Origin of the sequence: Xanthomonas sp. 3498 (assembly GCF_014199795.1) — a bacterium.
In the GTDB taxonomy this organism is placed as follows: domain Bacteria; phylum Pseudomonadota; class Gammaproteobacteria; order Xanthomonadales; family Xanthomonadaceae; genus Xanthomonas_A; species Xanthomonas_A rydalmerensis.
Window position 1 is genome coordinate 359,069 of record NZ_JACHOH010000003.1, and the last position, 26,377, is coordinate 385,445.

Annotated in this window: 26 protein-coding genes and 1 pseudogene; 18 read left to right on the forward strand and 9 right to left on the reverse strand. The window is 69.8% G+C overall.

Features of this window, described 5'->3' with window-relative positions; translation table 11 throughout:
* Window positions 1-109 precede the first annotated feature (109 nt).
* Both GGR66_RS11395 and GGR66_RS11400 read left to right on the forward strand, forming a co-directional pair.
* Window positions 110-661, forward strand: coding sequence for an NUDIX hydrolase (locus GGR66_RS11395; RefSeq protein ID WP_160966942.1), 552 nt, complete (start codon window positions 110-112; stop codon window positions 659-661).
* The gene (locus GGR66_RS11400; RefSeq protein WP_326520993.1) at window positions 654-1,451 is read left to right on the forward strand and encodes an N-formylglutamate amidohydrolase; all 798 of its coding nucleotides are present in this window, start codon (window positions 654-656) and stop codon (window positions 1,449-1,451) included. Before GGR66_RS11395 ends, GGR66_RS11400 begins: the two co-directional genes overlap by 8 nt.
* Before the next feature lie 80 nt (window positions 1,452-1,531).
* Here the strand turns inward: GGR66_RS11400 and GGR66_RS11405 are convergent.
* Window positions 1,532-2,065, reverse strand: a pseudogene (locus GGR66_RS11405) (MFS transporter); the annotation flags it as partial.
* Here GGR66_RS11405 and GGR66_RS11410 point away from each other — a divergent pair.
* Entirely contained in the window at window positions 2,045-2,929 is an 885-nt protein-coding gene (locus GGR66_RS11410) for a LysR family transcriptional regulator (RefSeq protein WP_184448300.1), read from the forward strand. The pseudogene GGR66_RS11405 and the gene GGR66_RS11410 overlap by 21 nt on opposite strands.
* 70 nt (window positions 2,930-2,999) lie before the next feature.
* Here the strand turns inward: GGR66_RS11410 and GGR66_RS11415 are convergent, their stop codons facing one another.
* Window positions 3,000-3,671 carry a hypothetical protein gene (locus GGR66_RS11415; protein ID WP_184448301.1) on the reverse strand — a complete coding sequence of 224 codons (672 nt, stop codon included), beginning with the start codon at window positions 3,669-3,671 and terminating at the stop codon, window positions 3,000-3,002.
* 402 nt (window positions 3,672-4,073) lie between these two features.
* Here GGR66_RS11415 and GGR66_RS11420 point away from each other — a divergent pair, with 402 nt between their 5' ends.
* Window positions 4,074-4,958, forward strand: coding sequence for a transglutaminase family protein (locus GGR66_RS11420; protein ID WP_184448302.1), 885 nt, complete (start codon window positions 4,074-4,076; stop codon window positions 4,956-4,958).
* A 124-nt stretch (window positions 4,959-5,082) separates the two neighbouring features.
* Here the strand turns inward: GGR66_RS11420 and pip are convergent, their stop codons facing one another.
* The 4 genes from pip to prmC form a co-directional block, all read right to left on the reverse strand.
* Window positions 5,083-6,024 carry a prolyl aminopeptidase gene (pip, locus tag GGR66_RS11425; RefSeq protein ID WP_184448303.1) on the reverse strand — a complete coding sequence of 314 codons (942 nt, stop codon included), beginning with the start codon at window positions 6,022-6,024 and terminating at the stop codon, window positions 5,083-5,085.
* Window positions 6,025-6,140: 116 nt separating this feature from the next.
* Window positions 6,141-8,504, reverse strand: a complete 2,364-nt coding sequence (locus tag GGR66_RS11430; protein ID WP_184448304.1) for a hypothetical protein — start codon at window positions 8,502-8,504, stop codon at window positions 6,141-6,143.
* The gene (locus GGR66_RS11435) at window positions 8,501-9,097 is read right to left on the reverse strand and encodes a hypothetical protein (RefSeq protein WP_255421665.1); all 597 of its coding nucleotides are present in this window, start codon (window positions 9,095-9,097) and stop codon (window positions 8,501-8,503) included. The genes GGR66_RS11430 and GGR66_RS11435 overlap by 4 nt, the downstream gene beginning before the upstream one ends.
* Window positions 9,098-9,483: 386 nt before the next feature.
* Complete coding sequence (gene prmC, locus GGR66_RS11440; protein WP_184448305.1) at window positions 9,484-10,317, reverse strand: peptide chain release factor N(5)-glutamine methyltransferase; 834 nt, start codon at window positions 10,315-10,317, stop codon at window positions 9,484-9,486.
* 237 nt (window positions 10,318-10,554) lie between these two features.
* On the opposite strand from prmC, the gene ahpC reads away from it, so the two are divergent.
* The 6 genes from ahpC (at window position 10,555) to GGR66_RS11470 (ending at window position 16,392) form a co-directional block, all read left to right on the forward strand.
* Window positions 10,555-11,121 (forward strand): alkyl hydroperoxide reductase subunit C, encoded by a 567-nt coding sequence (gene ahpC / locus GGR66_RS11445; protein ID WP_043093067.1) that lies wholly within the window; start codon window positions 10,555-10,557, stop codon window positions 11,119-11,121.
* Between the two features lie 160 nt (window positions 11,122-11,281).
* Entirely contained in the window at window positions 11,282-12,874 is a 1,593-nt protein-coding gene (ahpF, locus tag GGR66_RS11450) for an alkyl hydroperoxide reductase subunit F (protein ID WP_184448306.1), read from the forward strand.
* A gap of 153 nt (window positions 12,875-13,027) precedes the next feature.
* On the forward strand, window positions 13,028-13,981 hold the full coding sequence (locus tag GGR66_RS11455; RefSeq protein WP_184448307.1) for a LysR substrate-binding domain-containing protein: 954 nt from the start codon (window positions 13,028-13,030) through the stop codon (window positions 13,979-13,981).
* A 113-nt stretch (window positions 13,982-14,094) separates the two neighbouring features.
* The gene (gene rnk, locus GGR66_RS11460; RefSeq protein ID WP_167087300.1) at window positions 14,095-14,526 is read left to right on the forward strand and encodes a nucleoside diphosphate kinase regulator; all 432 of its coding nucleotides are present in this window, start codon (window positions 14,095-14,097) and stop codon (window positions 14,524-14,526) included.
* Window positions 14,527-14,584: 58 nt separating this feature from the next.
* Entirely contained in the window at window positions 14,585-15,553 is a 969-nt protein-coding gene (locus GGR66_RS11465) for a transaldolase (RefSeq protein ID WP_184448308.1), read from the forward strand.
* A 269-nt stretch (window positions 15,554-15,822) separates the two neighbouring features.
* Window positions 15,823-16,392: a type 1 glutamine amidotransferase family protein gene (locus GGR66_RS11470; protein ID WP_184448309.1), complete on the forward strand. Its 570-nt coding sequence runs from the start codon at window positions 15,823-15,825 to the stop codon at window positions 16,390-16,392.
* A 34-nt stretch (window positions 16,393-16,426) separates the two neighbouring features.
* On the opposite strand, the gene msrA is transcribed toward GGR66_RS11470, so the two are convergent.
* Both msrA and GGR66_RS11480 read right to left on the reverse strand, forming a co-directional pair.
* Window positions 16,427-17,077: a peptide-methionine (S)-S-oxide reductase MsrA gene (gene msrA, locus GGR66_RS11475; RefSeq protein WP_184448310.1), complete on the reverse strand. Its 651-nt coding sequence runs from the start codon at window positions 17,075-17,077 to the stop codon at window positions 16,427-16,429.
* 150 nt (window positions 17,078-17,227) lie between these two features.
* Window positions 17,228-17,455 (reverse strand): DUF2007 domain-containing protein, encoded by a 228-nt coding sequence (locus tag GGR66_RS11480; protein WP_017915895.1) that lies wholly within the window; start codon window positions 17,453-17,455, stop codon window positions 17,228-17,230.
* A gap of 250 nt (window positions 17,456-17,705) precedes the next feature.
* Here GGR66_RS11480 and GGR66_RS11485 point away from each other — a divergent pair, with 250 nt between their 5' ends.
* From GGR66_RS11485 to rlmM, 7 genes are all read left to right on the forward strand, one after another.
* Window positions 17,706-19,460: a glutamine--tRNA ligase/YqeY domain fusion protein gene (locus GGR66_RS11485; protein WP_184448311.1), complete on the forward strand. Its 1,755-nt coding sequence runs from the start codon at window positions 17,706-17,708 to the stop codon at window positions 19,458-19,460.
* Window positions 19,461-19,764: 304 nt separating this feature from the next.
* On the forward strand, window positions 19,765-20,541 hold the full coding sequence (locus GGR66_RS11490; RefSeq protein WP_184448312.1) for an AraC family transcriptional regulator: 777 nt from the start codon (window positions 19,765-19,767) through the stop codon (window positions 20,539-20,541).
* A 30-nt stretch (window positions 20,542-20,571) separates the two neighbouring features.
* Entirely contained in the window at window positions 20,572-21,531 is a 960-nt protein-coding gene (locus tag GGR66_RS11495) for a DMT family transporter (protein WP_184448313.1), read from the forward strand.
* 47 nt (window positions 21,532-21,578) lie between these two features.
* A complete protein-coding gene (locus tag GGR66_RS11500; protein ID WP_184448314.1) occupies window positions 21,579-21,959 on the forward strand; it encodes an STN domain-containing protein in 381 nt (126 codons plus the stop codon).
* A 59-nt stretch (window positions 21,960-22,018) separates the two neighbouring features.
* Window positions 22,019-22,426, forward strand: a complete 408-nt coding sequence (locus tag GGR66_RS11505) for a hypothetical protein (RefSeq protein ID WP_184448315.1) — start codon at window positions 22,019-22,021, stop codon at window positions 22,424-22,426.
* Window positions 22,426-22,986 (forward strand): nucleoside deaminase, encoded by a 561-nt coding sequence (locus tag GGR66_RS11510; protein WP_184448316.1) that lies wholly within the window; start codon window positions 22,426-22,428, stop codon window positions 22,984-22,986. Before GGR66_RS11505 ends, GGR66_RS11510 begins: the two co-directional genes overlap by 1 nt.
* A 22-nt stretch (window positions 22,987-23,008) precedes the next feature.
* The gene (gene rlmM, locus GGR66_RS11515; protein WP_184448317.1) at window positions 23,009-24,073 is read left to right on the forward strand and encodes a 23S rRNA (cytidine(2498)-2'-O)-methyltransferase RlmM; all 1,065 of its coding nucleotides are present in this window, start codon (window positions 23,009-23,011) and stop codon (window positions 24,071-24,073) included.
* A 120-nt stretch (window positions 24,074-24,193) separates the two neighbouring features.
* Here the strand turns inward: rlmM and GGR66_RS11520 are convergent, their stop codons facing one another.
* Window positions 24,194-25,309: a Gfo/Idh/MocA family oxidoreductase gene (locus GGR66_RS11520; protein ID WP_184448318.1), complete on the reverse strand. Its 1,116-nt coding sequence runs from the start codon at window positions 25,307-25,309 to the stop codon at window positions 24,194-24,196.
* Window positions 25,310-25,434: 125 nt separating this feature from the next.
* Here GGR66_RS11520 and GGR66_RS11525 point away from each other — a divergent pair, with 125 nt between their 5' ends.
* The gene (locus tag GGR66_RS11525; RefSeq protein WP_184448319.1) at window positions 25,435-26,334 is read left to right on the forward strand and encodes an SMP-30/gluconolactonase/LRE family protein; all 900 of its coding nucleotides are present in this window, start codon (window positions 25,435-25,437) and stop codon (window positions 26,332-26,334) included.
* Window positions 26,335-26,377: the final 43 nt, after the last annotated feature.

Genomic DNA, 26,377 nt, shown 5'->3' on the forward strand with positions numbered 1-26,377 from the left:
GGCCGCGTGGCGCACATCAAAACGACAGCGCACGCTCTACACTGCACCGCATCGCCGGACCGCGCCGCGCGCGACCGCGCCTTCTTCCTCCGCTACCTGCGAGCCGCCCATGCCCCGCCACGATTCCCCGCCCCGCGTCGTCTACGAAGGCAAGTACCAGCGCATGGTCGTGCGCGGCACCTGGGAGTATTCCGAACGCGTGCATGCCGGCGGCCTGGCCGCGATCATCGTGGCGGTCACGCCGGACGACGAGGTGCTGTTCGTCGAACAGTTCCGCGTGCCGCTGCAGGCGCGCACCATCGAGATGCCGGCCGGGCTGGTCGGCGACATCGATGCCGGCGAATCGATCGAGGTGTCGGCAGTGCGCGAACTGGAAGAGGAAACCGGCTGGACCGCCGACCACGCCGAGGTATTGCTGATCGGCCCGACCTCGTCCGGGGCCAGCAACGAAAAGATCGCCTTCGTCCGCGCCAGCGGCCTGCGCAAGGTCGGCAACGGCGGTGGCGACGCCAGCGAGGACATCACCGTGCATTCGGTGCCGCGCACCCGCGCCGCCGCGTGGCTGGTGCAGAAGATGGGCGAAGGCTACGAGCTGGACGCGAAGCTGTGGGCCGGGCTGTGGATGATCGAACACCACTTGGACGGCACGCCGCGTGTCTGAGCTGCACGCGTCCGCCCTGCCAGCGCTACTGGGCGCCGACGACCCGGCGGTATTCAGCGTCCACCGCCCGCACGGCACGTCGCCGTTCGTGCTGCTGGCCGACCACGCCGGGCAGGCGGTGCCACGCGCGCTGCACGGCCTCGGCCTGGCGCAGGCGGAACTGGACCGGCACATCGGTTGGGACATCGGCATCGCCGGCACCACCCGTGCGCTATCCGCGTTGCTCGACGCCTGGGCGATCGAACAGACCTATTCGCGGCTGCTGATCGATTGCAACCGCCCGCTCGCCTCGCCGACGCTGATCCCGTCCGTCAGCGACCGCACCGTGGTGCCGGGCAACGCCGCACTGACGGCGGCGCAGCGGCAGCAGCGCATCGACGCCGTGCATGCGCCCTACCACGCACGCATCGCCGCCGAGCTGGACGCACGCCGTGCCAACGCGCGACCCACCGTGCTGGTGATGATGCACAGCTTCACCCCGGCGCTGGACGGCGCGCCGCGGCCCTGGCATGCCGGCGTGCTCTACCACCGCGACACCCGCTTCGCCCATGCGCTGCTGCAGGCGCTACGCGAGGAAGACGACCTGCTGGTCGGCGACAACGCGCCGTACGCGGTCAGCGACAGCAGCGACTACGCGGTGCCCGTGCACGGCGAAGGCCGCGGCCTGCCGCATGTGGAACTGGAGATCCGCCAGGACCTGATCGCCGACGCCGCCGGCCAGCTGGCCTGGGCGCAGCGGCTGGCGCGGATCTTCAGCGCCTTGCAGCCGCAGTTGCTGGCGTTGGAGTAAGCCGAGGCGGACGCAAGCCCAGCGATCTCCCATGCCTCGCGCGACAGGCAGGGCGCTGCACCGCACGCGCCGCGCGGGTAGCGCAGGCACAACGCGATGACCACGCCCAGGACCGCGAACAGCGCAGCCCCGTACTGCGCCCGCGCCAACCCATCCAGCGCCGCCGCACTGGCGGCCAGTTGCGCGCCGCGCGCCACATTGGCCACCATCACCAGCACTGCCAGGCCCACCGCACCACCGATCTGCTGCGCGGTGGCGGCCATGCCCGAGGCCACGCCCTGCTGCGGTGCCGGCACGCCCTGGCCGGCCACCACCCACATCGCCGTCCAACTCATGCCCTGCCCCACGCTGAGCATGAGAATGCCCGGCAGCAACGGCCAATAGCCTGCGCCGTGCGGCAATGCGACGGTCGCTCCCGCGATGCCCAGCGCACCTGCGCCGAATCCCCAGGCCAGCACCTGCCGCGGCGAGCGCCGCTGCAGCAAGCGTTCGGCGATGCGGATGCCGACGGCGCAGACCACCGTCGGCGGCAGGAACGCCATGCCGGCCTGCAGCGGACTCCAGCCGTAGCCGTCCTGAAAGTACAGCGCCAGATGGATCTCAACGCCGTGCGCATGCTGGTGCAGGTGGCGGAGGCGCGCAGTTTCACCGTCGCCGCTGGCCAGCTCGGGGCCAGTCAATCGGGCCTGTCCCGCGCGATCGGCAGGCTGGAGGCGGCGCTCGGCGTCAAGCTGTTGCAGCGCACGACCCGCAACGTCGGGCTGACCCCGGACGGACGCCAGTTCGTCGAGCAGGTGGCGCCGTTGCTGAGCGGCCTGGACGAGGCCGAGCGGCAACTGGCGGACCGCTCCTGCACGCCGTCCGGCACGCTGAAGATCAGCGCGCCGTCGATGTTCGGCCGCAAGGTGCTGGTACCGCTGCTGGCCCCATTGCTGGCGCGGCATCCGCAGCTACGGGTGGAGACCGTGCTCAGCGATCGCCTGGTCGACCTGGTCGAGGAAGGTTTCGACGCCGCATTGCGCACCGGCCCCATCGCCGACAGGCGCATCGTCGCACGGCCGCTGCGGCCGCTACGCTGGGTGACCGTCGCCAGTCCCGCCTACCTGGCCGCACACGGCACGCCTACCGACCTGGAGACGCTGCGCGATCACGCCTGCCTGGCCATCCGCAATCCGCGCAGCGGGCGCCTGGCGAACTGGCAGTTCCTGCAGGACGGACAACGCTGCGGATTCGCGCCGCCGGCGCGGATGGTGTTCGACCACGGCGATCCACTGGTCGAAGGCGCCATTGCCGGCATCGGCATCGTGCAGGTGATGGATTTCGCCGTGGCCGATGCACTGGCCGACGGACGCCTGCAACGTGTGCTGCAGCCGTTCGAAGGCCGCAGCCGCACGCTGTCGTTGATCTATCCGCCGTCACGGCAGCGCTCGGCCAAGCTGCACGTGTTGACGGACGCGCTGCTGGCCGGGAGCTGGTGAAGCCCGCCCACCGCCGATGGCATGGCAACGCGCGGCAGAGACGGCGCACGCCAGGCGCACAACCCGTCGTCTATTTCAGCGTCGGCACCGACATCCACGGAAACGCCTTGTAGCCTTGCGCCTGCAAGGGGGCGCCAAGTGCGGCGAAGTCGGTCGCGATCGCCGTGGCGCGGCGACGATCCAGTGCCTCGCCTACTGTCAGCAAGCCGGCACGACAGGCGGCCAGCGCCTGCCCGATCGGCCAATCCAGCAGGCGCGCGACCTGCTGCGCCACCGGCTTCACGTGTTCGGGCGGGCAGCTTGCAAGCACCAGGTCGAACGAGGCAAAGATGCCTGCACCGACGCCAGCCGCACGCGCTGCCTCCCATGCGTCCTCGTCCGCCTCGCCGAGGGCTTCGTCCACGCCCTCGACCTGCAGGAACGCGTCGTACTCGGCGTAGTAGGCCAGTGCCTGCGCGTAGTCCTGCAAGGTCGACAACGGGCATTGCCGCTTCTGCACGTCCAGCACGTCGGCAAACGTTGCCGGCTCCAGGTACGGCGCCAGGCCCAGCGCGCGCGCCGCCGGCGGCGCTGCACCAGCGTCGTCGAACGCGGTAGCTTCGTCGGGCGGCAACCAGAAGCGCGCCTGTAGGGGTTCCTCGCCGGTGGCATGCACCCAGCCGAACGCCTCGCGCACGTGAGCGTCGTCGTTGCAGGCGGCAAAGGCGTCCAGCGTCTGGCGCAAGGTCAACAGCGGCATCATGCGTCGTCGGGCAGGCAGTGCGCGGCAGCGCAGTCTACGTCAGGCGTGCGCATGCCTGGCGCCGAGGCGCCGAGACCGGGCCATTCACTGTACTCCCCGGGCGACGCACCGCACGTGGACGCGCGGTGCCCGGTCGACGGCAGGCACTCGCTGGCTTGGCCACCGCCGACCACATCCGGCGCCGACCGCGCCGCGATGCGATCGCGGTGCCGCAGCGTGCGGCCCGACCCAACTGGCGCTGGCGATCCGCCAAGAACCCGATCGCCGCCGCGGCCCGGGACCCACGCCCGCCGAGGATGCCGAACAGGCGAGTGGGCGCCTTCACGCCCACCTGAGCGTGCGCTGCGCACTCTCGGACTACGCCGTCCACATCCGGACGTCCCGCCACGCACCGGACCGCCCATGCTCATTCGTCTCGGCTACGAGATCCGCTACCACTTCCCGCAGCCGACCCCGGTGCTGGCCATGCTCGATATCCACGACAGCCGTCGCACCGACATCGTCGTCGCCACCGCGCTGCAGACCGAACCGGCGATCCCGCTGCGCGGCTACCGCGACCAGTTCGGCAACAGTTGCACACGCATGCTGGCCCCGGCCGGCGTACTGACGCTGCGCGCCGACGCGGTGGTGCGCGACAGCGGCCTGCCCGACCAGTACCGCTACGACGCGCCGCAGACGCCGGTGGAACAGTTGCCGGACGACACCCTGGTGTACCTGCTCGGCAGCCGCTACTGCGAGACCGATCTGCTCAGCAGCATGGCCTGGGACCTGTTCGGCAGCGCGCCCACCGGCTGGGCGCGGGTGCAGGCGATCTGCGACTACGTGCATGCGCAGATCGAATTCGGCTACGCCCACGCGCGTTCGACCAAGAGCGCCGCGCAGGCGCTGCAGGAAGGCCGCGGCGTGTGCCGCGACTTCGCGCATGCGGCCATCGCGCTGTGCCGCTGCATGAACATCCCGGCGCGCTATTGCACCGGCTATCTGGGCGACATCGGCGTCCCCGTCTCGGACGCGCCGATGGACTTTTCCGGCTGGTTCGAGGCGTTCCTCGATGGGCATTGGTACACCTTCGATGCGCGCCACAACCTGCCGCGCATCGGCCGGGTGCTAATCGCGCGCGGCCGCGACGCCGCCGACGTCGCGATCAGCAACACCTTCGGCGACAACACCCTCGAATCGTTCGTGGTGTGGACCGAGGAAACCGACCAGGCGCGCCTGGACCCGCGCCCCGCCGCGGCAGGCACCGCCGGCACAACGGCACTGCACGACGCCGGCCTGCCGCTGTAGTGCGCTTGCGCTGCATGCCGTGCCCGGCGACGGCAGCGCCTGCACGGCGGAAACCCGCAACGACGCGCGCGCCTGAATCCTCCGGGCACGGCATGCGCCAGCGCCGGCGCACGCCGTTCCCGCGTCAGGCGAAGCCGTCGGTAGCGCGCACCAGTGCGTCGACGTTCTCGGGCTCGAACGCGGAATGGCCCGAGGCCGGCGTGATCTGCAGCGTCGCCTTCGGCCAGGCCTTGGCCAGGTCCCAGGCGTTGGCCAGCGGGCAGACCACATCGTAGCGGCCGTGCACGATCACCCCGGGGATGTCGGCGATACGGTGCGCGTCGCGCAGCAGTTGGTCCTCGACCTCGAAGAAACCGCCGTTGACGAAGTAGTGGTTCTCGATGCGGGCGAAGGCCAGCGCGAAATGCGGGTCTTCGTGGCTGTCGACGAAATCGGCATCCACATGCAGGAAACTGGTCGCCCCTTCCCACACGCTCCAGGCCTTGGCCGCGGCCAGGCGGGTGGCCTCGTCGTCGCTGGTCAGGCGTCGGTGGAAGGCGGAGATCAGGTCGGCGCGCTCCACCGGCGGGATCGCCGCGATGTAGTGCTCCCAGGCATCGGGGAACAGGCGGCTGGCGCCTTCCTGGTAGAACCACTCCAGTTCCCAGCGGCGCAGCATGAAGATGCCACGCAGCACCAGCTCGGTGACGCGCTCAGGATGCGTCTGCGCGTAGGCCAGTGCCAGGGTCGAGCCCCAACTGCCGCCGAACACCTGCCAGCGCTCGATGCCCAGGTGCGTGCGCAGCCGCTCGATGTCGGCGACCAGGTCCCAGGTGGTGTTGTCGACCAGGTCGGCATGCGGGGTGGAACGGCCGGAGCCGCGCTGGTCGAACAGCACGATGCGGTACTTGGCCGGATCGTGGAAGCGGCGCATCTTGGCGTTGCAGCCGCCGCCCGGACCGCCGTGCAGCAGCACCACCGGCTTGCCTTGCGGGTTGCCGCACTGTTCGTAGGACAGGGTATGCCGTGCGTCCACCGGCAACATGCCGCTGTCGAACGGCTCGATCTCGGGATACAGCGTGCGCATGGCGACTCCTGCGGGAAAACCGCGATTCTACCCATGCGCGCCACGATGGGCGGCGCCGACCGGCAACGGCCGGCCGCGAACGGACCTGGCGCAGCGCCGATCGGCCGGGGTCGGGATTAACCGAGAGCCGGCGCGCCTCTGCCGCCAGGGGCGTCCTGCAGCCGCTGCTGCGCTTCCATGGCCAGGTGTTGCTCGCGCTGCTGGTTGAACGCCTGCGTCTGCTGCACCGTCTCGTGCATCGGTGCCGCCGCCTGCGCCACGTCCGTGGCGGCGCGAAACCCCGGCGTGGTACCGGACACCCACAGCTTGTCGCCGGCCACCTGCACCCGGTCGATCTTGTCCGCGCCGGCGATGCCTGCCTGCTTGGCGCCGAGCATCGCCTGCGCGACGTGCGCATCGTCGATATGCGCCGGCACGTCCTTGCGGATGCGCGCGAACATGGCCTGATCGGACGCAGGCAGCGCGCCCAGGTTCTGCGCACGATCGGCCGTATGGCCGGCCGACGGTGCCGAGTGGGCTCCTGAAGCAGGCGTCGTCGCCGCGCCATGCGGATGCGTCGCGGCAGGCACCTGCGGGTGCGGCTGCGCGGGCGCGTTGGCCGGCGCGCTGCGCTGGAACCACTGCCCGGGATGGGTCAGCGTGTCGTAGGCCTGGCCCGCCGCGTGCTTGGCCGCATCGATGCCCTGCGTGGCGGTCTGTTTTGCGGTCTCGTACGCCTGCGTACCCACCCGCGCGGCGCTGTCGGCCGCTTGCTTCGCCGCATCATAGGCACTGGTGGCCGCACGTCCAGCTTGCTCCGCGCCTTCGGTCACTGCGTGTTTGGACGCGTCGTAGGTCTGCGTGACCGTGCGCTCGACATGCTCCACACCGCTTGCGACCACATGCTTCGCCGCGCCGTAGGTTTGAGTGGCCGCGCGCCCAACCTGCTCCGCGCCTTCGGTCACCACATGCTTCGCGGCGTCGTAGGTCTGGGTGGCGGCGCGACCAACCTGGTGCGCGCCTTCGGTCACCACGTGCTTGGTCGCGTCGTAGGTTTGCGTCACCGCACGTTCGGCGCGATCGATCCCATCGGAGACCGTTTGCTTGCCGAGTTGATAGGTCTGCGTGGCGGTTTGCGCCGCGACCCGCGCACCATCGTAGGCATCGACGATGTGATTGGCGACGTTGGCCACGCGCGCCTGTACACGAGGATCATGGATCTTCTCGACCACGGCTTCGGCCGCCGCGTGTGCGCCTCGCTCCACGGCGCCTTTGGCCGACTCGAGCCCGCCGCTCACCCAACGTGCTGCCGCATCCGTACCCTGGCCATGCAGACGGGCGGCTTCGCCCACCACATGTCCGGCAAATGGCGCCACGGGGATGAAGGGTCCGGTAAAGCGCCCACCCTCCCGCGCCACGATCGCTATGCGCTCATCCAGCGCTTGCACGTAGCGACCGCCGGCGCGCACGGCATCGGCGCCGGATTGCAGGCCATGTTGCACGCCCCGCACGACGCCGTTGCCTTCGATCCCGTCTCGAATGGGCTGCTCGGCATGCAAGGTCAGGTATTCGTTCACTTGCCGCTGGACCCCGGGGGGCAGCAGGCGCTGGCCATCGCCTGCCTGCATCTGCCGCAGCGCCAGCGACAGTTCCCCGCGGTGATGGGTGACATCGCTTTGGAACTGCGCGATGGCCGCTTCATGCGCCGCAGAGCGCTGCACCGCCTCTGCGAAGCGGGTGGGTTCCAGCATGTTGCCCGGACTCTGGCTGCCGAAGTGTTGTTGGCCGCCGTGATCGCCCAGGCGCATCGCGATCAGCACGTTCGGGGGCGGCGCGCCGGCCGGCGCGTCCAGGTAACGGCCAGCACGCAGGCTCTGGATGTCGTCCTGGCTGGCCAGCGATACCACCTTGCCGACGTGCGGGCTGGCCGCGCTCACCACATCGCCGGCCATGCGGTAGTTGGTGAGTTGGCAGCCGGGCTGCGGCGCACCGCCGGTGAGCTGTGCCGCGCCGTAGGCGTTGAAGGTGGCGCCGCGCAGCCCGTATCTGGCCGCCTCGATTTCCGCCAGCGCACCGCCGAGGGAATGGCCGGCGACCGAGACCTGGTCCCTGGGGATGCCACGGTCGGCCGCCTTGGCGAGCATCTCCGCGGTGAACGCATCGGCGGCGGCTTTTTGCGGATTGACGTTGTCGCGCACCATCTTGGCGTCGACAGCGATGTCCTGCAGCGTGGTCAGCGCATGGTCCCGTCTTTCCGCGCTGGTCGCTCCGGAAAACAGCGCCGGATCGGTGCCGCGATAGGCGATGACGATGTCATGCGGCGCCGCCACGTTTTGATAGGCGGTTGCATGAAAGCCGGTAATCGGGTCGCTCGCATATCCGAAGACGGTGTAGTCCTTGCCGTCCAGGGCAACGGCCTTGGACGTTTCGACATCGCGCTGCGAGCGGTTGACATAGGCGTCGTTGGCAGCATCGGCGCGCACCTGATCGATGTGGCTCATGGGATGACATCCTTGACGACGACGGTGACGGGAAAGTACGCATCGGGATGCTGGACGACGTCGGGATCTTCAGCGGTCAGGGTCTGCGCACCATGGCGCGCGGCGGCGGGGTCGCCGTACACGCTCTTCTTGAAATAGCTCGTCTGCAGGCCATCGCGCAGGAGGGTATTCAACGTGTGGCTCCAGTTGAACCTGACGCCCTTGGCGACCGCCGTGATGGCGACACTGGTCACGTCCCAGTGGCAGACGCCAAGTTTGTAGTAGTCCTCGTCCTGCAAGGCATCGCGATAGAAATACCCTTTCCACGTGTGCTCGTCCATGCGGGTCATTTCAATATCGACGCCAATGTTCGGCACGTCCTGCTCGCCGAGGAATGAGTCCATCGGCAAGCATTTCTTGTTGACCACGTCATATCCGATGTAACCCTCGATCGAATCCCACGGCCCGGGAGCCTGCGACGTGGCGATGACCTCGTAGCGCTTGACCGGGTGTGGATTCTTCGCGGGGTTTTTCGGACTGCCGTGCGTCATGGAACATCCTGCCGTCAGGGTGATGGAAAGGGTGAATGCAGCCAGAGCCATTCGGGTTTTCATGCGGGCACTCTACGCCGCGGCCGACAGGCGCGCCAACGCGATGGCGATATGGCGCTCCAGCCTGCCTCCCCCTCCCCGGCGCCGCTCGTAGCGGTCATGCACCGCGACAGCCCCAACCGTCTTGCAGGCAATATTCAACGTGCAGCACGGTACCGCGGCGCGTCGATTACACGCGAAGGCAGGCCGGCAGGCGTGGCCTGGGAAAGGTCCAGGCGGCACGGACATTCCTCACGCCGGTCTGCGACGGCGCTGCCCACAGGCCCCGCTGTTGATGCGAGGCGTCGTTGCCGAATCGGCGGATCACGTTTTGTCTACGAATAACGCGCGCCACCGCCCGAACCGAGCGCGCTCAAGCACGTCGCGGCGTTCCATCCACCGCTGCCGGCTTACGCCGCCAGGCGCTGCCCCAGCGTGACCCGATCCCGCGCTTCCAGGTCCTGGTAGGTCGCCACTTCGTCGAAGCCGGCTGCATCGAGCAGCGCGCGGACCGCCGGACCCTGGTCCCAGCCGTGTTCCAGCAGCAGCCAGCCGCCGGGCAGCAGATGCGCCGGCGCATCGGCGACGATCCGGCGCAGGTCGTCCAGGCCATCGGGACCGGAAGCCAACGCGCTGGCCGGTTCGTAGCGCAGGTCGCCCTGCTGCAGGTGCGGGTCGTCGGCAGCGATGTACGGCGGGTTGCTGGCGATCAGATCGAAGCGCTGGCCGACCAGCGGCGCCAGCCAGGGGCCGTGAGCGAAGGCGACGTTGCCCAGGCCGTGCGCGTGCGCATTGGCCTGCGCCACCGCCAGGGCGGCCGCACTGAGGTCGGTGGCCAGCACCTGCGCCTGCGGCCGCTCGCTGGCCAGGGCCAGGGCGATCGCGCCACTGCCGGTGCCGAGGTCGGCGACGCGGCGGCCCGGTGCCAGGTCCAGCCGCTCCAGCGCCAATTCCACCAGCCGCTCGGTGTCCGCGCGTGGGATGAGCGTGGCCGGTCCGACCGCCAGGTCCAGGGTCCAGAACCCGCGCCGGCCGGTCAGGTAGGCCACCGGCTCGCCCTGTACACGCCGGTCCAGCAGCGCCTGGAACCGGCCCGCCGCCTCGTCCGCCAGCGGCTCGCGGGCGTGCGCGAACAGCCATGCACGGTCACGCTGCAGGGCGTGCAGCAGCAGGGCTTCGGCATCGCCGCGCTCGACCTGGGTGCAGGCCGCGCGCAGCAGGGACTCGGGGGTAGGCGCATTCATCGCTGTCACGATGACGCAGCGAGCGCGGAAAAGCCAACGTGGTAGAACGGACCGACGCCCATGCGCCAAGGGTGGCTGGCGCCATCGTGCGGCAGTGCAGCAAAGAGCCAGGCTTGAGAATCGATAGAAGAAACCTATCTATTCAATTCCATCAATCGATTTGAGGGATCTATTGGCGCCCCCTATCATGAGGCTCGTTCCATCCCCCGACCCCTATTGCAACCACGAGGAAACTCCATGTCGTCTTTGATCAACACCCAGGTCCAGCCGTTCAAGGCCAACGCCTACCGCAACGGCGAATTCATCGAAGTCACCGACGCGGACCTGAAGGGCAAGTGGTCGGTGCTGATCTTCATGCCGGCCGCCTTCACCTTCAACTGCCCGACCGAAGTGGAAGACGCCGCCGAGCATTACGCCGAGTTCCAGAAGATCGGCGCCGAGGTCTACATCGTCACCACCGACACCCATTTCTCGCACAAGGTGTGGCACGAAACCTCCCCGGCGGTGGGCAAGGCCCAGTTCCCGCTGGTCGGCGATCCGACCCACCAGCTGACCCGCGCCTTCGGCGTGCACATCGAGGAAGAAGGCCTGGCCCTGCGCGGCACCTTCGTGATCAACCCGGAAGGCGTGATCAAGACCCTCGAGATCCACGACAACGCGATCGCCCGCGACGTCACCGAGACCCTGCGCAAGCTCAAGGCCGCGCAGTTCGTCGCCGCGCACCCGGGCGAGGTGTGCCCGGCCAAGTGGAAGGAAGGCGAGAAGACCCTGAAGCCGTCGCTGGATCTGGTCGGCAAGATCTAAGCCGCCCTCGCTCCCATCTCCGCCTAGCGCGGGGGTGGGGGTGAACCGCAGCCGGCATCGCCCGCCGGCGCCGGCTGCGGTTCATCCCTCCTCCCAATACGCGGCGCGCTGCTCCGGCAGCTCGCCTCCCCCTCGTTTTGCCCAACGTCAGGAGTCCGCCATGTTGGATGCCGATCTGAAAACCCAGTTGAAGGCCTACCTGGAGCGGGTCGTCCGGCCCATCCACATCACCGCGTCGGTGGACGATGGCGCCAAGTCGCGCGAGATGCTCGACCTGCTCGAGGACCTGGTGCTGCTGTCGGACAAGATCACCCTGGACGTGCACCGCGACAGCGGCGAACGCGCGCCCTCGTTCGCGCTGAACAGCCCGGGCCAGGACATCCACCTGCGCTTCGCCGGCCTGCCGATGGGCCACGAGTTCACCTCGCTGGTGCTGGCGCTGCTGCAGGTCGGCGGCCACCCGTCCAAGGCCACCGCCGAACTGATCGAGCAGGTGCGCAACCTGCCCGGCGAGTACCGCTTCGAAACCTATTTCTCGCTGTCCTGCCAGAACTGCCCGGACGTGGTGCAGGCGCTGAACCTGGCCGCGGTGCTGAACCCGAACATCCAGCACGTGGCGATCGACGGCGCGCTGTTCCAGGACGAGGTCGAGGCGCGGCAGATCATGTCGGTGCCGACCGTGTACCTCAACGGCGAAGTGTTCGACCAGGGCCGCATGACCCTGGAGCAGATCGTGGCCCGGCTCGACACCGGTGCGGCCAAGCGCGATGCGGCGGCGATCGCGGCCAAGGCGCCGTTCGACGTGCTGGTGGTCGGCGGCGGCCCGGCCGGCGCGGCGGCGGCGATCTATGCCGCGCGCAAGGGCATCCGCACCGGCGTGGCGGCCGAGCGTTTCGGCGGCCAGGTGCTGGACACCATGGCGATCGAGAACTTCATCTCCGTGCAGGAGACCGAAGGCCCGAAGATGGCGGCGGCGCTGGAGCAGCACGTGCGCCAGTACGACGTGGACATCATGAACCTGCAGCGCGCCGAACAGCTGGTGCCGGCCGGTGCCGACGGCCTGGTCGAGGTCAAGCTGGCCAACGGCGCCTCGCTGAAGAGCCGCACGGTGATCCTGTCCACCGGCGCACGCTGGCGGCAGATGAACGTGCCCGGCGAAGACCAGTACCGCAACAAGGGCGTGGCCTATTGCCCGCACTGCGACGGCCCGCTGTTCAAGGGCAAGCGCGTGGCGGTGATCGGCGGCGGCAACTCCGGCGTGGAAGCGGCGATCGACCTGGCCGGCATCGTCAGCCACGTCACCCTGGTCGAGTTCGACAGCAAGTTGCGCGCCGACGACGTCCTGCAGCGCAAGCTGCGCAGCCTGGGCAACGTCGACATCCTGGTCAACGCGCAGAGCACCGAGGTGCTGGGCGACGGGCAGAAGGTCACCGGCCTGGTGTACAAGGACCGCGTCGGCGGCGACGTGCATCGCGTGGCGCTGGAAGGCATCTTCGTGCAGATCGGGCTGTTGCCGAACACCGAATGGCTGCAGGGCACGGTGGCGCTGTCGCCGCGCGGCGAGATCGTGGTCGACGACCGCGGCCAGACCTCGCTGCCGGGCGTGTTCGCCGCCGGCGACGCGACCACGGTGCCGTACAAGCAGATCATCATCGCCATGGGCGAAGGCTCCAAGGCGGCGCTGAGCGCGTTCGACCACCTGATCCGCCACAGCGCACCGGTCGCCAGCGGCAGCGTCGCCGAAGCGGCCTGATCCGCACCCGTCCCGCGCCGCATTGCCGGCGCGGGGCCAGGGCGTGCCACCTCCAACGCGCACGCCCCCATCTGTCTCGCCGTCACGTGCACCACACGCTCTATGCTGTGACCCTGCGTCACCTCCCGCCGCTGCGTCTCAAGGACTCCGCCGATGAACCTGCGTGATCTGAAATACCTGGTGGCGCTGGCCGATCACAAGCATTTCGGGCGCGCCGCCGCGGCGTGCTTCGTCAGCCAGCCGACGCTGTCCACGCAGATCAAGAAGCTCGAGGACGAACTGGGCGTGCCGCTGGTCGAACGCGCCCCGCGCAAGGTCATGCTGACCCCGGCCGGGCGCGAGGCGGCCAGCCGTGCGCGCGGCATCGTCGCCGAGATCGAGCAGATGAAGGAGGCGGCGCGGCGCAGCCAGGATCCCGAAGCCGGCACCGTGCGCCTGGGCATCTTTCCCACGCTTGGCCCGTACCTGCTGCCGCACGTGATCCCGCGCATCCGCGAGCGCTTCCCGCAGCTGGAACTGCTGCTGATCGAAGAGAAGAGCGACGTGCTGCTGGCCCGTCTGCGCGAGGGCCGGCTGGACGCGGCGCTGCTGGCGCTGCCGCTGCACGACGAGCAATTGCACGCCGAATTCCTGTTCGAGGAACCGTTCGTGCTGGCGGTGCCCGAGCAGCATCCGCTGGCGCGGCGGCCGACCCCGCTGACCATGGACGAACTGCACGCGCAACGCCTGCTGCTGCTCGAGGACGGGCACTGCCTGCGCGACCAGGCGCTGGACGTGTGCCATCTGTCCGGCGCACTCGAGAAGGCCGAGTTCCAGGCCACCAGCCTGGAGACGCTGCGGCAGATGGTCGCCGCCAACGTCGGCGTGACCCTGTTGCCGTTGCTGGCGGTGCAACCGCCGGTGGCCAATCCGCCGAATCTGCGCCTGCTGCCGTTCGCGCCCGACGGCGGCCCAAGCCGGCGCATCGCCATGCTGTGGCGGCGCAGTTCGGCGATGGGCGCGTTCCTGCAGCAACTGGCGCACCTGTTCGGCGCGCTGCCCGAAGACCTGTTCACCCTGCCGGCGCAGGCCCCGCTGCCGAGCCAGACGCCGCGCCAGGTGGCCTGAGCAGGGCCGGCCTGGCCGCGGCGTCGCATCGGCGCCGGCTTGCTTGCACAATGGGAACGGGGGCGGCGCGGTGCCGCCCCCGTTCGTTGTGCCAACCAAACCGGAGCCTGTCCATGACCTCGCAACACCACAGCGGCCTGCCGCCCTCGTTGATCGTCTCCAGCCGCGACCTCGCGCGCCTGGAAGCCCTGCTCGACTCCCCTGCCTTGCACCAGCACCCGGCCGCGCTCGCGCTGGGCGCAGAACTCGACCGCGCCACCGTCGTGGCACCGGACCAACTTCCTCCCGGCATCGTCGCCATGCATTCCCGCGTGGAATGCGAAGACGAACTGCACGGCGAACGCCACCACCTGACCCTGGTCTATCCGCACGAAGCCGATGCCGCGCATGCGCGCATCTCGGTGCTGGCCCCGGTCGGCAGCGCCCTGCTCGGCCTGGCCGTAGGCCAGTCCATCGACTGGCAGGCGCCCGGCGGACGCCCGCTGCGCCTGCGCGTGACCGCGGTGCAGCGCGCCGACGACGACAACGCGCGCGCAGCGCGTTAACGTGCGCGGCCCTATCCTTGTTTCCACGCGTTTTCCCACTCGTTCCCGAGAGATACCGATGACCTCTTCCGCCCCCTCCAAGCTCGCCCAGTTGCGCGAGTTGTCCGTGGTCGTGGCCGATACCGGCGACTACGACGCGATCAAGCGGCTCAAGCCGGTGGACTGCACCACCAACCCGACCCTGGTGAAGAAGGCGCTGGACCTGCCGGTCTACGCCGACCTGATCGACGAGGCGCTGGCCTGGGCGCGCGGCCGGGATGGCGACCACGCCGCCCTGGTCGACGAGATCGCCGACCGCCTGACCATCGGCGTCGGCGCCAAGCTCAGCGCGCTGGTCCCCGGCCGCGTCTCCACCGAAGTGGACGCCGACCTGGCCCACGACACCGCCGCCACCATCGCCAAGGCGCACAAGTTCATCGCCATGTACGCCGAACATGGCATTGCCAAGGACCGCATCCTGATCAAGGTCGCCGCGACCTGGGAAGGCATCGAGGCCGCGCGGCAGCTGCAGAAGGACGGCATCGACTGCAACCTGACCCTGATCTTCAACCGCACCCAGGCGCTGGCCTGCGCCGAGGCCGGGGTGTTCCTGATCTCGCCGTTCGTCGGCCGCATCCTCGACTGGTACGTGGCCAAGGGCCAGACCCCGGCGACCATCGACGACGACCCGGGCGTGCAGTTCGTGCGCGGCGTCTACGACGAGTTCAAGCGCCGCGGCTCGCAGACCGTGGTGATGGGCGCCTCGTTCCGCTCCACCGCGCAGATCGAGGCACTGGCCGGCTGCGACCGCCTGACCATCTCGCCGGACCTGCTGGAGAAGCTCGACGCCGACCATGGCCCGCTGCCGCGCAAGCTCTCGCCCGGCCAGGCCGACGGCGCCAAGGTGGAACCGATCGACGCCAAGCGCTTCGCCGACGACCTGGCCGCCGATCCGATGGCCACCGAGAAGCTGGCCGGCGGCATCGACACCTTCGCCAAGGACCTGCAGACCCTGCGCGACACGATCCGGCACAAGCTGGTCGGCTGAGCGGCGCAGCCCCAAGCGCGGCGATGCCGCGCTTGGGTGCGGGAATGGGGAATCGGTAAAGCGGTCCCTGGCTCGCTGCCGCCGCCCTCTCGATCGGATGCCGCCGGTGCAGGCGGTCGCACCGCGCGAGTACCAATGCGCACTGCACACGGGACCCTGAAAACAGCCGCGGGCGCAATGCACCTCACCCACGATGCTTTCGACACCGCGTTGGCGCGGCCGCAACTTTCGCCGGGCTATGCTGCGCGCCCGAATGCAGAGGCAAGGCAATGGCAACGATCGCGGTAGTGATGGTGGACGGCGTGGCGGACTGGGAAATCGGCATCATCCTGCCGGCGGCACGGGCCTGGTTCGGCGACGAGATCCAGATCGCCAGCATCGACGGCAAGCCGGTCGGCTCGATCGGCGGACTGGACCTCCACCCCACCTACGCGCTCTCGGACCTGGCGCCGCTGGACGCCGACCTGTGGCTGCTGCCCGGCAGCGACCGCTGGCAGGCCGGCGAGATCCCGGGCCTGAGCGGGTTGTTGCAACAACGCCTGGAGGCTGGCCGCGGCGTGGCGGCGATCTGTGGCGCGACCCTGGCGCTGGCCTACGCCGGCCTGCTCGACACCCGCCCGCACACCAGCAATTCCGAAGCCTTCCTGCGCGAGCACGCCGGCGTCTATGCCGGCAGCGCGCACTACCAGGACCGCCGCGTGGTCAGCGCCGGTGGCCTGATCACCGCCCCGGGCACCAGCCCGGTCAGTTTCGCCGAGGAATGCCTGCGCCTGCTGCATCCCGAACGCGAGGAGCAGATCGCGCAGATGCGGCAGATGTTCGCGGCCGAGTTCGTTTGAACAACACGCGCGCCGCGTTCCGGCGCGCGTCGGTTCAGGCCTCCAGCCCGATCGGGCAACTCACCCCGGTGCCGCCTAGCCCGCAGTAGCCGCCTGGATTCTTCGCCAGGTACTGCTGATGCTCGTCCTCGGCGTAGTAGAACGGCGGCGCCGGGAAGCGGATCTCGGTGGTGATGGCGCCGTAGCCGGCGGCGTTCAGGCGCTGCTGGTAGGCGTCGCGGCTGGCCAGCGCGGCGTCGTACTGGGCCTGGGTGGTGCAGTAGATCGCCGAGCGGTACTGGGTGCCGGTGTCGTTGCCCTGGCGCATGCCCTGGGTGGGGTCGTGGCTCTCCCAGAAGGTCTGCAGCAACTGCTCGAAACGCACGGCCTGCGGATCGAACGCCACCAGCACCGCCTCGGTGTGGCCGGTCTGGCCGGAGCACACTTCGCGATAGGTGGCATTGGGCGTCTGCCCGCCGGCGTAGCCGACCGCGGTGCTGAACACGCCCGGCAGCGACCAGAACTTGCGTTCGGCGCCCCAGAAACAGCCCAGACCGAACTGCACCTGCTCCAGCCCGGCGAAGGCGTCGCGCAACGGATGGCCATTGACGAAGTGACGGTTGTGCAGCGGCAGCGGCTGCGCGCGTCCCGGCAGGCTCTCGCCCGGACGCGGCAGACGCTGCTTGAAGGCACCGATTCCCAACATGGCACGGACTCCTGGCAGCGACGGCGATGCCTTGTGGATGGCGCTGCCCGATGGCCGTTTCAAGGCCGGGATTGGGGAATCGGGATTGGGGATTGGCAAAAGCGGGATGCTGCCTTTGCGAATCCCCAATCCCCAATCCCGGCACCCAACCTACATCGCCCGCGTCACCTGCCCGCCCAGGCCTAAGGCCATCAGCACTTCCTGGGCCTTTTCCAGCAGTTCGTCGGCCACGCAGACCTGGACCACGCCGAACGGCAGTTCGCCCGCGCCGCCGAGCAGGGCCTCGCCGAACACGAAGGCGGTGATGCCGGCGTCCTCCAGTGCGTGCTTGGCCAGATGCGCATCGATCAGGTGCTGGGCACGGTAGGCGATCTGCATGATCGGCTCCTCAGCCGTGTGTGGCGACCGCACGCGCGGCGCGGCGCACGCCCGAGGACGGGCGCTTGGCGCGGATGACGAGGCTGAGCAAAGGCATGGCGCGTTCTCGCAGTGGAAGATCGGCAGAGTACGCCGTGGGCACAGGTCGCAACCAGCCGCCGGAAGCCCTTTTGCGTCAACAAACGTCAACATACGGTCAACTTTTGTTGACGCGAGTAGACTGTTGCGCACCCAATTTGTTGACGCGCGCATGTCCGACACCCCCGCCACCGACGTCTCCGCCCCGGCCGAGAAGAAAGACTTCATCCGCCAGATCGTCCGCGAGGACCTGGCCAGCGGCAAGCACACGGCCATCCGCACCCGCTTCCCGCCCGAGCCCAACGGCTACCTGCACATCGGCCACGCCAAGGCGATCTGCCTGGACTTCGGCATCGCCGCCGAGTTCGCCGGGCGCTGCAACCTGCGCTTCGACGACACCAATCCGGCCAAGGAAGACCCCGAATTCGTCGCCGCGATCCAGGACGACGTGCGCTGGCTGGGCTTCGACTGGGCCGAGTTGCGCCACGCCTCGGACTATTTCGAGGTGTATTACCTGGCCGCCGAGAAGCTGATCCGCGACGGCCACGCTTTCGTCTGCGACCTCTCCGCCGAGCAGGTGCGCGAGTACCGCGGCACGCTCACCGAGCCCGGCCGCGACTCGCCGTACCGCACCCGCAGCGTCGAGGAGAACCTGGACCTGTTCCGGCGCATGCGCGCCGGCGAGTTCCCGGACGGTGCGCGCACCCTGCGCGCCAAGATCGACATGAGCAGCGGCAACATCAACCTGCGCGATCCGGCGCTGTACCGCATCAAGCACGTCGAGCACCAGAACACCGGCAACGCCTGGCCGATCTACCCGATGTACGACTTCGCGCATTCGCTGGGCGATGCGGTGGAAGGCATCACCCACTCGCTGTGCACGCTGGAGTTCGAGGACCACCGCCCGCTGTACGACTGGTGCGTGGACAAGGTCGACCTGGCCGGCCACCCGGAGCTGCTGCAGCCGCTGCTGGACAAGGGCCTGCCGCGCGAGGCGGGCAAGCCGCGGCAGATCGAGTTTTCGCGACTCAACATCAACTACACGGTGATGAGCAAGCGCAAGCTGACCCAACTGGTGACCGAAGGCCTGGTCGACGGCTGGGACGATCCGCGCATGTACACCCTGCAGGGCCTGCGCCGCCGCGGCTACACGCCGGCCGCGCTGCGCCTGCTGGTCGACCGCGTCGGCATCAGCAAGCAGAACTCGGTGATCGATTTCTCGGTGCTGGAAGGCTGCCTGCGCGAAGACCTGGACGCGCATGCCGCGCGGCGCATGGCGGTGATCGAGCCGCTGAAGCTGGTGTTGAGCAATCTCCCGGAAGGCCACAGCGAGACGTTGACCTTCTCCAACCATCCCAAGGACGACAGCTTCGGCACGCGCGAGGTGCCGTTCTCGCGCGAGCTGTGGATCGAGCACGAGGATTTCGCCGAAGTCCCGCCCAAGGGCTGGAAGCGGCTGGTGCCGGGCGGCGAAGTGCGCCTGCGCGGCGCCGGCATCGCCCGCGTCGACGAGGTGATCAAGAACGACGCCGGCGAGATCGTGGAACTGCGCGGCTGGCTCGACCCGGAATCGCGTCCGGGCATGGAAGGCGCCAACCGCAAGGTCAAGGGCACCATCCACTGGGTCAGCGCCGCCCACGCGGTGGAGGCGGAGATCCGCCTGTACGACCGCCTGTTCTCGGTGGAGAAGCCCGACGACGAGTCCGACGGCAAGACCTACCGCGACCACCTCAACCCCGACTCCAAGCGCAGCGTGCGTGGCTACGTCGAACCCGCCGCCGCGCAGGCCGCGCCGGAGCAAGCGTTCCAGTTCGAGCGCACCGGCTATTTCGTCGCCGACCGCTACGACCACCGCGCCGACGCGCCGGTGTTCAACCGCAGCGTGACCCTGCGCGATACCTGGAGTGCCGGCCAGGGCGGCGCCTGAGGCGTTGCTGCGCGTGTGGTCCTCACGGCCGCACGCGTCAGCGCACGCCATCGCCTGCAATGAGTCAGCGCCGGCCACGACCGGCGCACGGTATGCGCCGCCACATCGCCAGGCGCACCGCAACCGACCCGCTCGACGCGTCCGTAGGAGCGGCTTCAGCCGCGACAAGGCGTTACCGCGAATGCCCGGTCGCGGCTGAAGCCGCTCCTACAACGGCGGTGCCCGCATCGGGATCTTGCAAAAAACCCCAATCCCCAATCTCAGCCCTTCCCCTCACAACTACCCGCGCGCTAGCGTAACGGGCATGTCCCCCGCCGCCTCCCTCAGCCTGCGCAGCTACGGCCGCGACGGCGCCGCTCATCAGCATGGCCACGTGCAGCTGGTGCTGCCGCTGCACGGCACGCTGGAACTGGAAGTGGACGGCCGCGGCGGCTATCTAGACCGCTTCCGCGCCGCGGTGGTCGCGCCGCAGACCCGGCATGCGCAGTCCGCGCTGGACGCAAACCGCTTCCTGATCGTCGATTGCGCCACCGATGCGTTCGGCGACGATGCGCTGGAACGCCTGCGGCGACAGCCCTTTCTCGACCTGCCCCCGCCCTTGCAGGACCTGCTCGCCGCGCAGGCGCTGTATCCCGACCTCGACCTCACCCATGCTCGCGCCGGCGCAGCCGTGCTGGCCTGGCTGCAGGCGGACACCGCACCCCGTGGCTGGCAGCGGCTGCAGGCGCTGTGCCGACGCGTCGAGGCCGCGCCCGGCCAGGACTGGCCGGTGCGGCGCATGGCGCAGGTGGCGCACCTGAGTCCGAGCCGCCTGCACGCGCTATTTCGCGCTGCATTCGGGCGCACGCCGCAGGACTGGGTGGCGGCGCGGCGGCTGGACTGGGTGCGCCAGCAACTGGCGCACGGTACTCGGCCGATCGCCACAATCGCCCAGGACAGCGGTTATGCCGACCAGAGCGCGCTGACCCGCGCATTGAAGCGCAGCACCGGGCAGACGCCGGCCGCCTACCGCCGCCGCCATCGTCCAGCACCAGGACAGGAGTCTGGGACAAGCCGGCGCCCGCCGCTGGCGGCATGCTGAGCCGACACCGCAGCAACGGAACCGGAACGCATGCGCGAACGTCTATGGGCAGGGGTCGGCAGCGGCATGGCCGCGGGCGCGCTGTGGGGACTGGTGTTCCTGGTGCCGCAACTGCTGAGCGCCTTCTCGCCGCTGCAACTGGCGGTCTCGCGCTACCTGGCCTATGGCGCCATCGCCGCCCTGGTGCTGCTGCCGCGCTGGCGCACCGCGACCGCGCCGCTGGGTGCCGCCGAATGGTGGGCGCTGCTGCGCCTGAGCCTGCTCGGCAACATCGTCTACTACGTGCTGCTGGGCAGCGCGGTGCAGTGGGCCGGCGGCGCCGCCACCGCGCTGATCATCGGCCTGTTGCCGGCGGCGGTCACCGTGATCGGCTCGCGCGCGGCCGGCGCAGTGCGGTTGCGCCGGCTCGCCGCGCCCTGCGCGCTGTGCGTGCTCGGCGTGGCGCTGGTCGCGGTGCAGACCCTGGCCGTCGCGCGGCCGCATATTCCGGCCAGCCTCGGCCTGCGCGCGGCCGGGCTGGCGTGCGCGGTCGGCGCGCTGGCGTGCTGGACCGCCTATTCGATCAAGAACGCGCGCTGGCTGCGGCGACGCCCGGACTTGTCCGGCCGCGACTGGTCGCTGCTGACCGGCGTGGTCACCGGCGCGCTGGCCCTGGCACTGGCGCTGCCGGCCTTCGCCCTGGCCGACACGACACATGCCGGCCCCGACTGGATGCGCTTCTGGGGCCTGGCCCTGGTGCTGGCGCTGTTCGCCTCGGTGATCGGCAACGCCTGCTGGAACCACGCCAGCCGGCTGCTGCCGCTGACCCTGGTCGGGCAGATGATCGTGTTCGAGACGGTCTTTGCGCTGCTGTACGGCTTCCTGTGGGAGCAGCGCTGGCCGAACCCGCTGGAACTGCTGGCGATCGCCTGCCTGCTCGGCGGCGTGCTGTGGTGCACCCTGGTGCATGCGCGGCCGCAATCCCCTGCGCACGAAGCCAAGCCCGGTTAAGCCACGCTGCCTAGACTGGCGCAGGTCCTCCCCACGGGAATCGCGCCATGCACACCGTCCTGCGCCGTAGCTGCCCCGCCCTCGCCCTGACCATCGCACTCGCCGGCTGCGCCTCCTCCCCCGCCTCGTCCGGCGCGGCGCCGGATTCAGCCGCCACCGCCAGCGCACCGGCAACGACCGGCAAGTGCGACGCGGTCCCCGACCACGCCTACGACCTGCCGGCCGGACGCTTCGATGAGGTAGCGCAGCAACTGGCCCACGCCACCGGCTGCATGGTCGTCTACCGCGACCCCAGCCTCGCGTCGCTGCCGGTCAACGCGGTGAAGGGACAAGTCAGCATCCGCCAGGCGCTGCACCAGGCACTGGACGGCACCGCGTTGCGGATCGCACAGGACAGCGCAGACGCGATGACCGTCGTGCGCCGCTGACCCGGCGGCGGCGCGGTGGGTTGCTACCATGGCCGCACTCCACCGCACGGAAGGTCGCCATGCCCCGCCATTTCGCGTCGTTGCTGTGTTCCCTGTGCCTGATCGCCGGCATGTTGCTGTCCAGCGCCTACGCGCGCAGCGAAACCGCCAAACCGTCGGAACCGGCGCCGGCACCCACGGCGTCCGCGCCAGGCCTGCCGATCAAGGTCGACAGCAGTTGCCGCACCGATGCCGACTGCACGGTCAAGAACGTCGGCAACTGCTGCGGCGCGATGCCGGCGTGCGTCAACCGCGACAGCCCCACCGATCCACAGGGGGTGATGGCGCAGTGCCAGGCCAGCGGGCGCATGAGCGTGTGCGGCTCGCGCGCCATCGCCGGCTGCTCCTGCGTGGCCGGGCAATGCAGCGCGCGCCCCGCCCAAGCCGATACACTGCGCGCCCCCCAGCCTGCCGAACCCGTCCACTGATGCTCTACGCGCAAGTCCACCTCACCCTGCCCGCCTGGATCCACGAGGCGGTCGATCCGCAGGCGATCTACGCCAGCGACGCCGACAAGGTCGCGCTGGCGGTGGAATTGTCGCGACTGAACGTGGACGCCGGCAGCGGCGGCCCGTTCGGTGCGGCGGTGTTCGGCCCGGACCACCGCATCATCGCCGTCGGCGTGAACCGGGTGGTGCCGCAGACCACCTCGCTCGCGCATGCCGAGAACATGGCCTACATGCTGGCCCAGCAGCGCCTGCAGACCCCGCGCTTGAACGCGGTGCTGTCGCCGGTGACCCTGGCCACCTCCTCGCAGCCGTGCTGCCAGTGCTACGGCGCGACCATCTGGGCCGGTATCGACCGCCTGCTGATCGGCGCCAGCGCCGAGGACGTGATGGCGCTGACCCCGTTCGACGAAGGTCCGCTGCCGGCGGACTGGGTCGGCGAACTGCAGCGCCGCGGCATCGAGGTGGTGCGCGGCCTGCACCGCGACGCCGCCTGTGCGGTGCTGCGCCGCTACGGCGAACTCGACAGCCCCCGCTACTGACGCCGCCGGCGAAGGCTTGCCCATGTCCTCCGAGAACGGCCCGCTGGTCCACGGCCTGCTGTGCTACTGCCGGCCCGGCTTCGAACCCGAACTGGCGGGCGAGCTCAACGCCCGCGCCGGCGAGGCCGGGCTCGCCGCCTACGCGCGCACCGAGCGCAACAGCGGCTATGCGTTGCTGCTCGCCGACACCGCAGTGCCGGCGCAGGCGCTGCCCTGGCGCGGGCTGATCTTCGCCCGGCAGAAGCTGCACCTGCTGGCCGAACTGCGCGACCTGCCGGCCAGCGACCGCATCGCACCGATCCTGCAGGCGCTGGCCGGGCAGCCGCGCTTTGGCGACCTGTGGGTCGAACATCCGGACTCGGACGCCGGCAAGCCGCTGTCGGGCCTGGCGCGCAGCTTCGGCAACGCGCTGCGACCCGCCCTGCGCAAGGCCGGCCTGCTCAGCGACAAGCCGCAGCCGCGGCTGCCGCGCCTGCACGTCTGCTTCGTGACCGGCACCCACGCCCTGCTCGCGGTGGCCGACAGCGAGGACAGCGCGCCGTGGCCGCTGGGCATTCCGCGCCTGAAGCTGTTGCCGGAGGCCCCCTCGCGCTCGGCACTGAAACTGGAGGAAGCGCTGCTGGCACTGCTGACCCCGCACGAGCGCGAGACGCTGCTGCGCCCGGGCATGCGCGCCGCCGACCTCGGCGCCGCCCCCGGCGGCTGGACCTGGGTGCTGACCCGCCAGCACCTGCACGTGACCAGCGTGGACAACGGTCCGCTGCGCCAGCACGTGCTCGACAGCGGCCTGGTCGACCACCTGCGCGCCGACGGCTTCCACTGGAAACCACCGCAACCATTGGACTGGATGGTCTGCGACATGGTCGAGCAACCGCGCCGTGTCGCCGAGCGCATGGCCACCTGGTTCCGCGAGGGCTGGTGCCGGCACGCGATCTTCAATCTGAAGCTGCCGATGAAGAAACGCTGGGATGAGACCCGGCTATGCCTGGACCTGTTCGCCGAACGCGCCGAGCGCCCGCTGCAGCTGCGCGCCAAGCAGCTCTACCACGACCGCGAAGAGATCACGGTGCTGGCGATACCGGGCTGAGCGGCGGCGCGTCCACATCCGGCGTTTCGTAGGCGCGGCTTTAGCCGCGATGGGCTTTCCCGATAACGCCCATCGCGGCTAAAGCCGCGCCTACCAAGAGCGCATTGGCTCCGCTCGCCGCTACAGCACGATCCGCGCCCCATCCGCACGCGCCGAACGCTGGATCGCCTCGACGATGCGGATGTCGCGCAGGCCTTCTTCGCCGGGCACGCGCAGCGGCGTGCCGTGCAGGATCGCCAGCGCGTCCTCGTCCATCTGCAGCGCCTGCTGGTGCCGCACCCGCGCGTCGAACAGGCGGCCGTCGCTGGCCCGGCCGCGCACGCCGTCGTAGGCCTGGAACGGCGCCAGTTCGTACCAGCCGTTCGCGCACTCGGCGCGCAGCAGGTTCATGGTGCGGCCGAAGCTGGCCGCGCAGGTGGCGGTCACCTCGTGCGGGAATTCCAGGGTGAAATGCATGTGCTCGTCGACCTCGTCGAACAGCGCCGGCCGCTCCGTGGAACGCCGCGCGCTGACCGCCAGCGGCTCGGTGCCGGTCGTGTAGCGCGCCGCGTTGAGCGGATACACGCCCATGTCGTACATCGCGCCGCCGCCATACTCCGCGCGCAGCCGCCATGGCCGCTGCGCCGGGTCGGTGTCGCCATAGCCGGCGTAGCCCGCCTCCGCGCGCACGCGGCGCATCGCCCCGAACGGGCGTTCGCCGGCCAGGGCAATGAGGCGTCGGGTATTGGGCTCGTGCTGCATGCGGTAGCCGATGCTCAGCCGCACCTTGTTGCGCGCGCAGGTCTCGATCATCGCCTGCGCCTGCTCGGCATGCAGCGCCATCGGCTTCTCGCACCACACGTGCTTGCCGGCGGCGGCGGCGCGGATGCTCAGCGGCGCGTGCAGGTGCGGCGGCGTGACCACGTAGACCACGTCGATGTCCGGGTTGTCGGCGATGCGCTCCAGGTCGTCGTAGCTGTAGACGTTGCGATCCGGGATGCGATAGCGCGCCTGCCACTGCGGGATCTTCTGCGGCGAGCCGGTGACGATGCCGGCCAGGCGACAATGCCTGGTCAGAGTGAGACCCGGCGCCAGACGGCTGCTGGCGTACTCGCCCAGCCCGACCAGGGCCACGCCCAGCGGCTTGCGCCGCCGCGATGGCGTCGCCGCCCACCCCATCGGTCCCAGCATGCCGGCACCGGCCGCGGACAGGCCGGCAAGCAACAGACGGCGGCGATTCGGCGAGGAAGGTGACATGCGCGACTCCAACCGGACGGTCTCTGCACCCTACCCGCATGCGCCGCATCGGCACTGTGAGCCACATCGCGCGATGCGCCATGGCCTCTGGCACACTGCCGCCTCCGCTTTTCCCGGAGACGCCGATGCGCTGCCGCCCACTGCTCGCCGCCCTCGCCCTGCTGCTGGCTGCCCCGGCCGGCGCGCAGGAGCCCCTGTTCCAGGCCCGCGACCTGGTCGGCGACGGCGTGTTCACCGACAAGATCGAAGGTCCTGCGACCGGCCCCGATGGTGCGCTGTACGTGGTCAACTTCGCCCACGACGGCAGTATCGGCCGGGTCCAGCGCGATGCCGAGGGCCGCGCGCAGGCCACCCTGTTCGTGGATCTGCCTGACGGCAGCATCGGCAACGGCATCCGCTTCGACCGCCGCGGGCGTATGTATGTGGCCGACTACGGTAAACATCGCATTCTGCGCATCGCCCTGCGCAGCAAGCGCATCGAGGTCTACGCCGCGCTGCCGGGCGCGTTCCAGCCCAACGACATCGCAATGGCGCCGGACGGCACCCTGTACGCCAGCGACCCGGACTGGAAGCACAATGGCGGCCAGCTGTGGCGCATCGACCGCGACCGCAGCGCGCATCTGATCGAGACCGGCATGGGCACCACCAACGGCATCGAGGTCAGCCCCGACGGCAAGCGCCTGTACGTCAACGAGAGCGTGCAGCGGCGGATCTGGGTCTACGACCGTGCCGCCGACGGTGCCGTGTCGAACAAGCGGCTGTTCGCCAGCTTCGCCGACGCCGGCCTGGACGGCATGCACTGCGACGTCGACGGCAACCTGTACGTGGCCCGCTACGACGCCGGCAAGGTGATCGTGCTGGCGCCGGACGGCACGCTGCTGCACGAGGTCGCGACCAAGGGCCGCAAGCCCACCAACCTGGCCTTCGGCGGCGCCGACGGACGCGATGTCGACGTGACCCTGCAGGACCGCGGCGCGATCGAGACCTTCCGCAGCGACCGCCCCGGACGCGAGTACGGACGCTGATGGGATGCGTATCGCAGCGGCGTCTCAGCCCGCGCAATGGCCA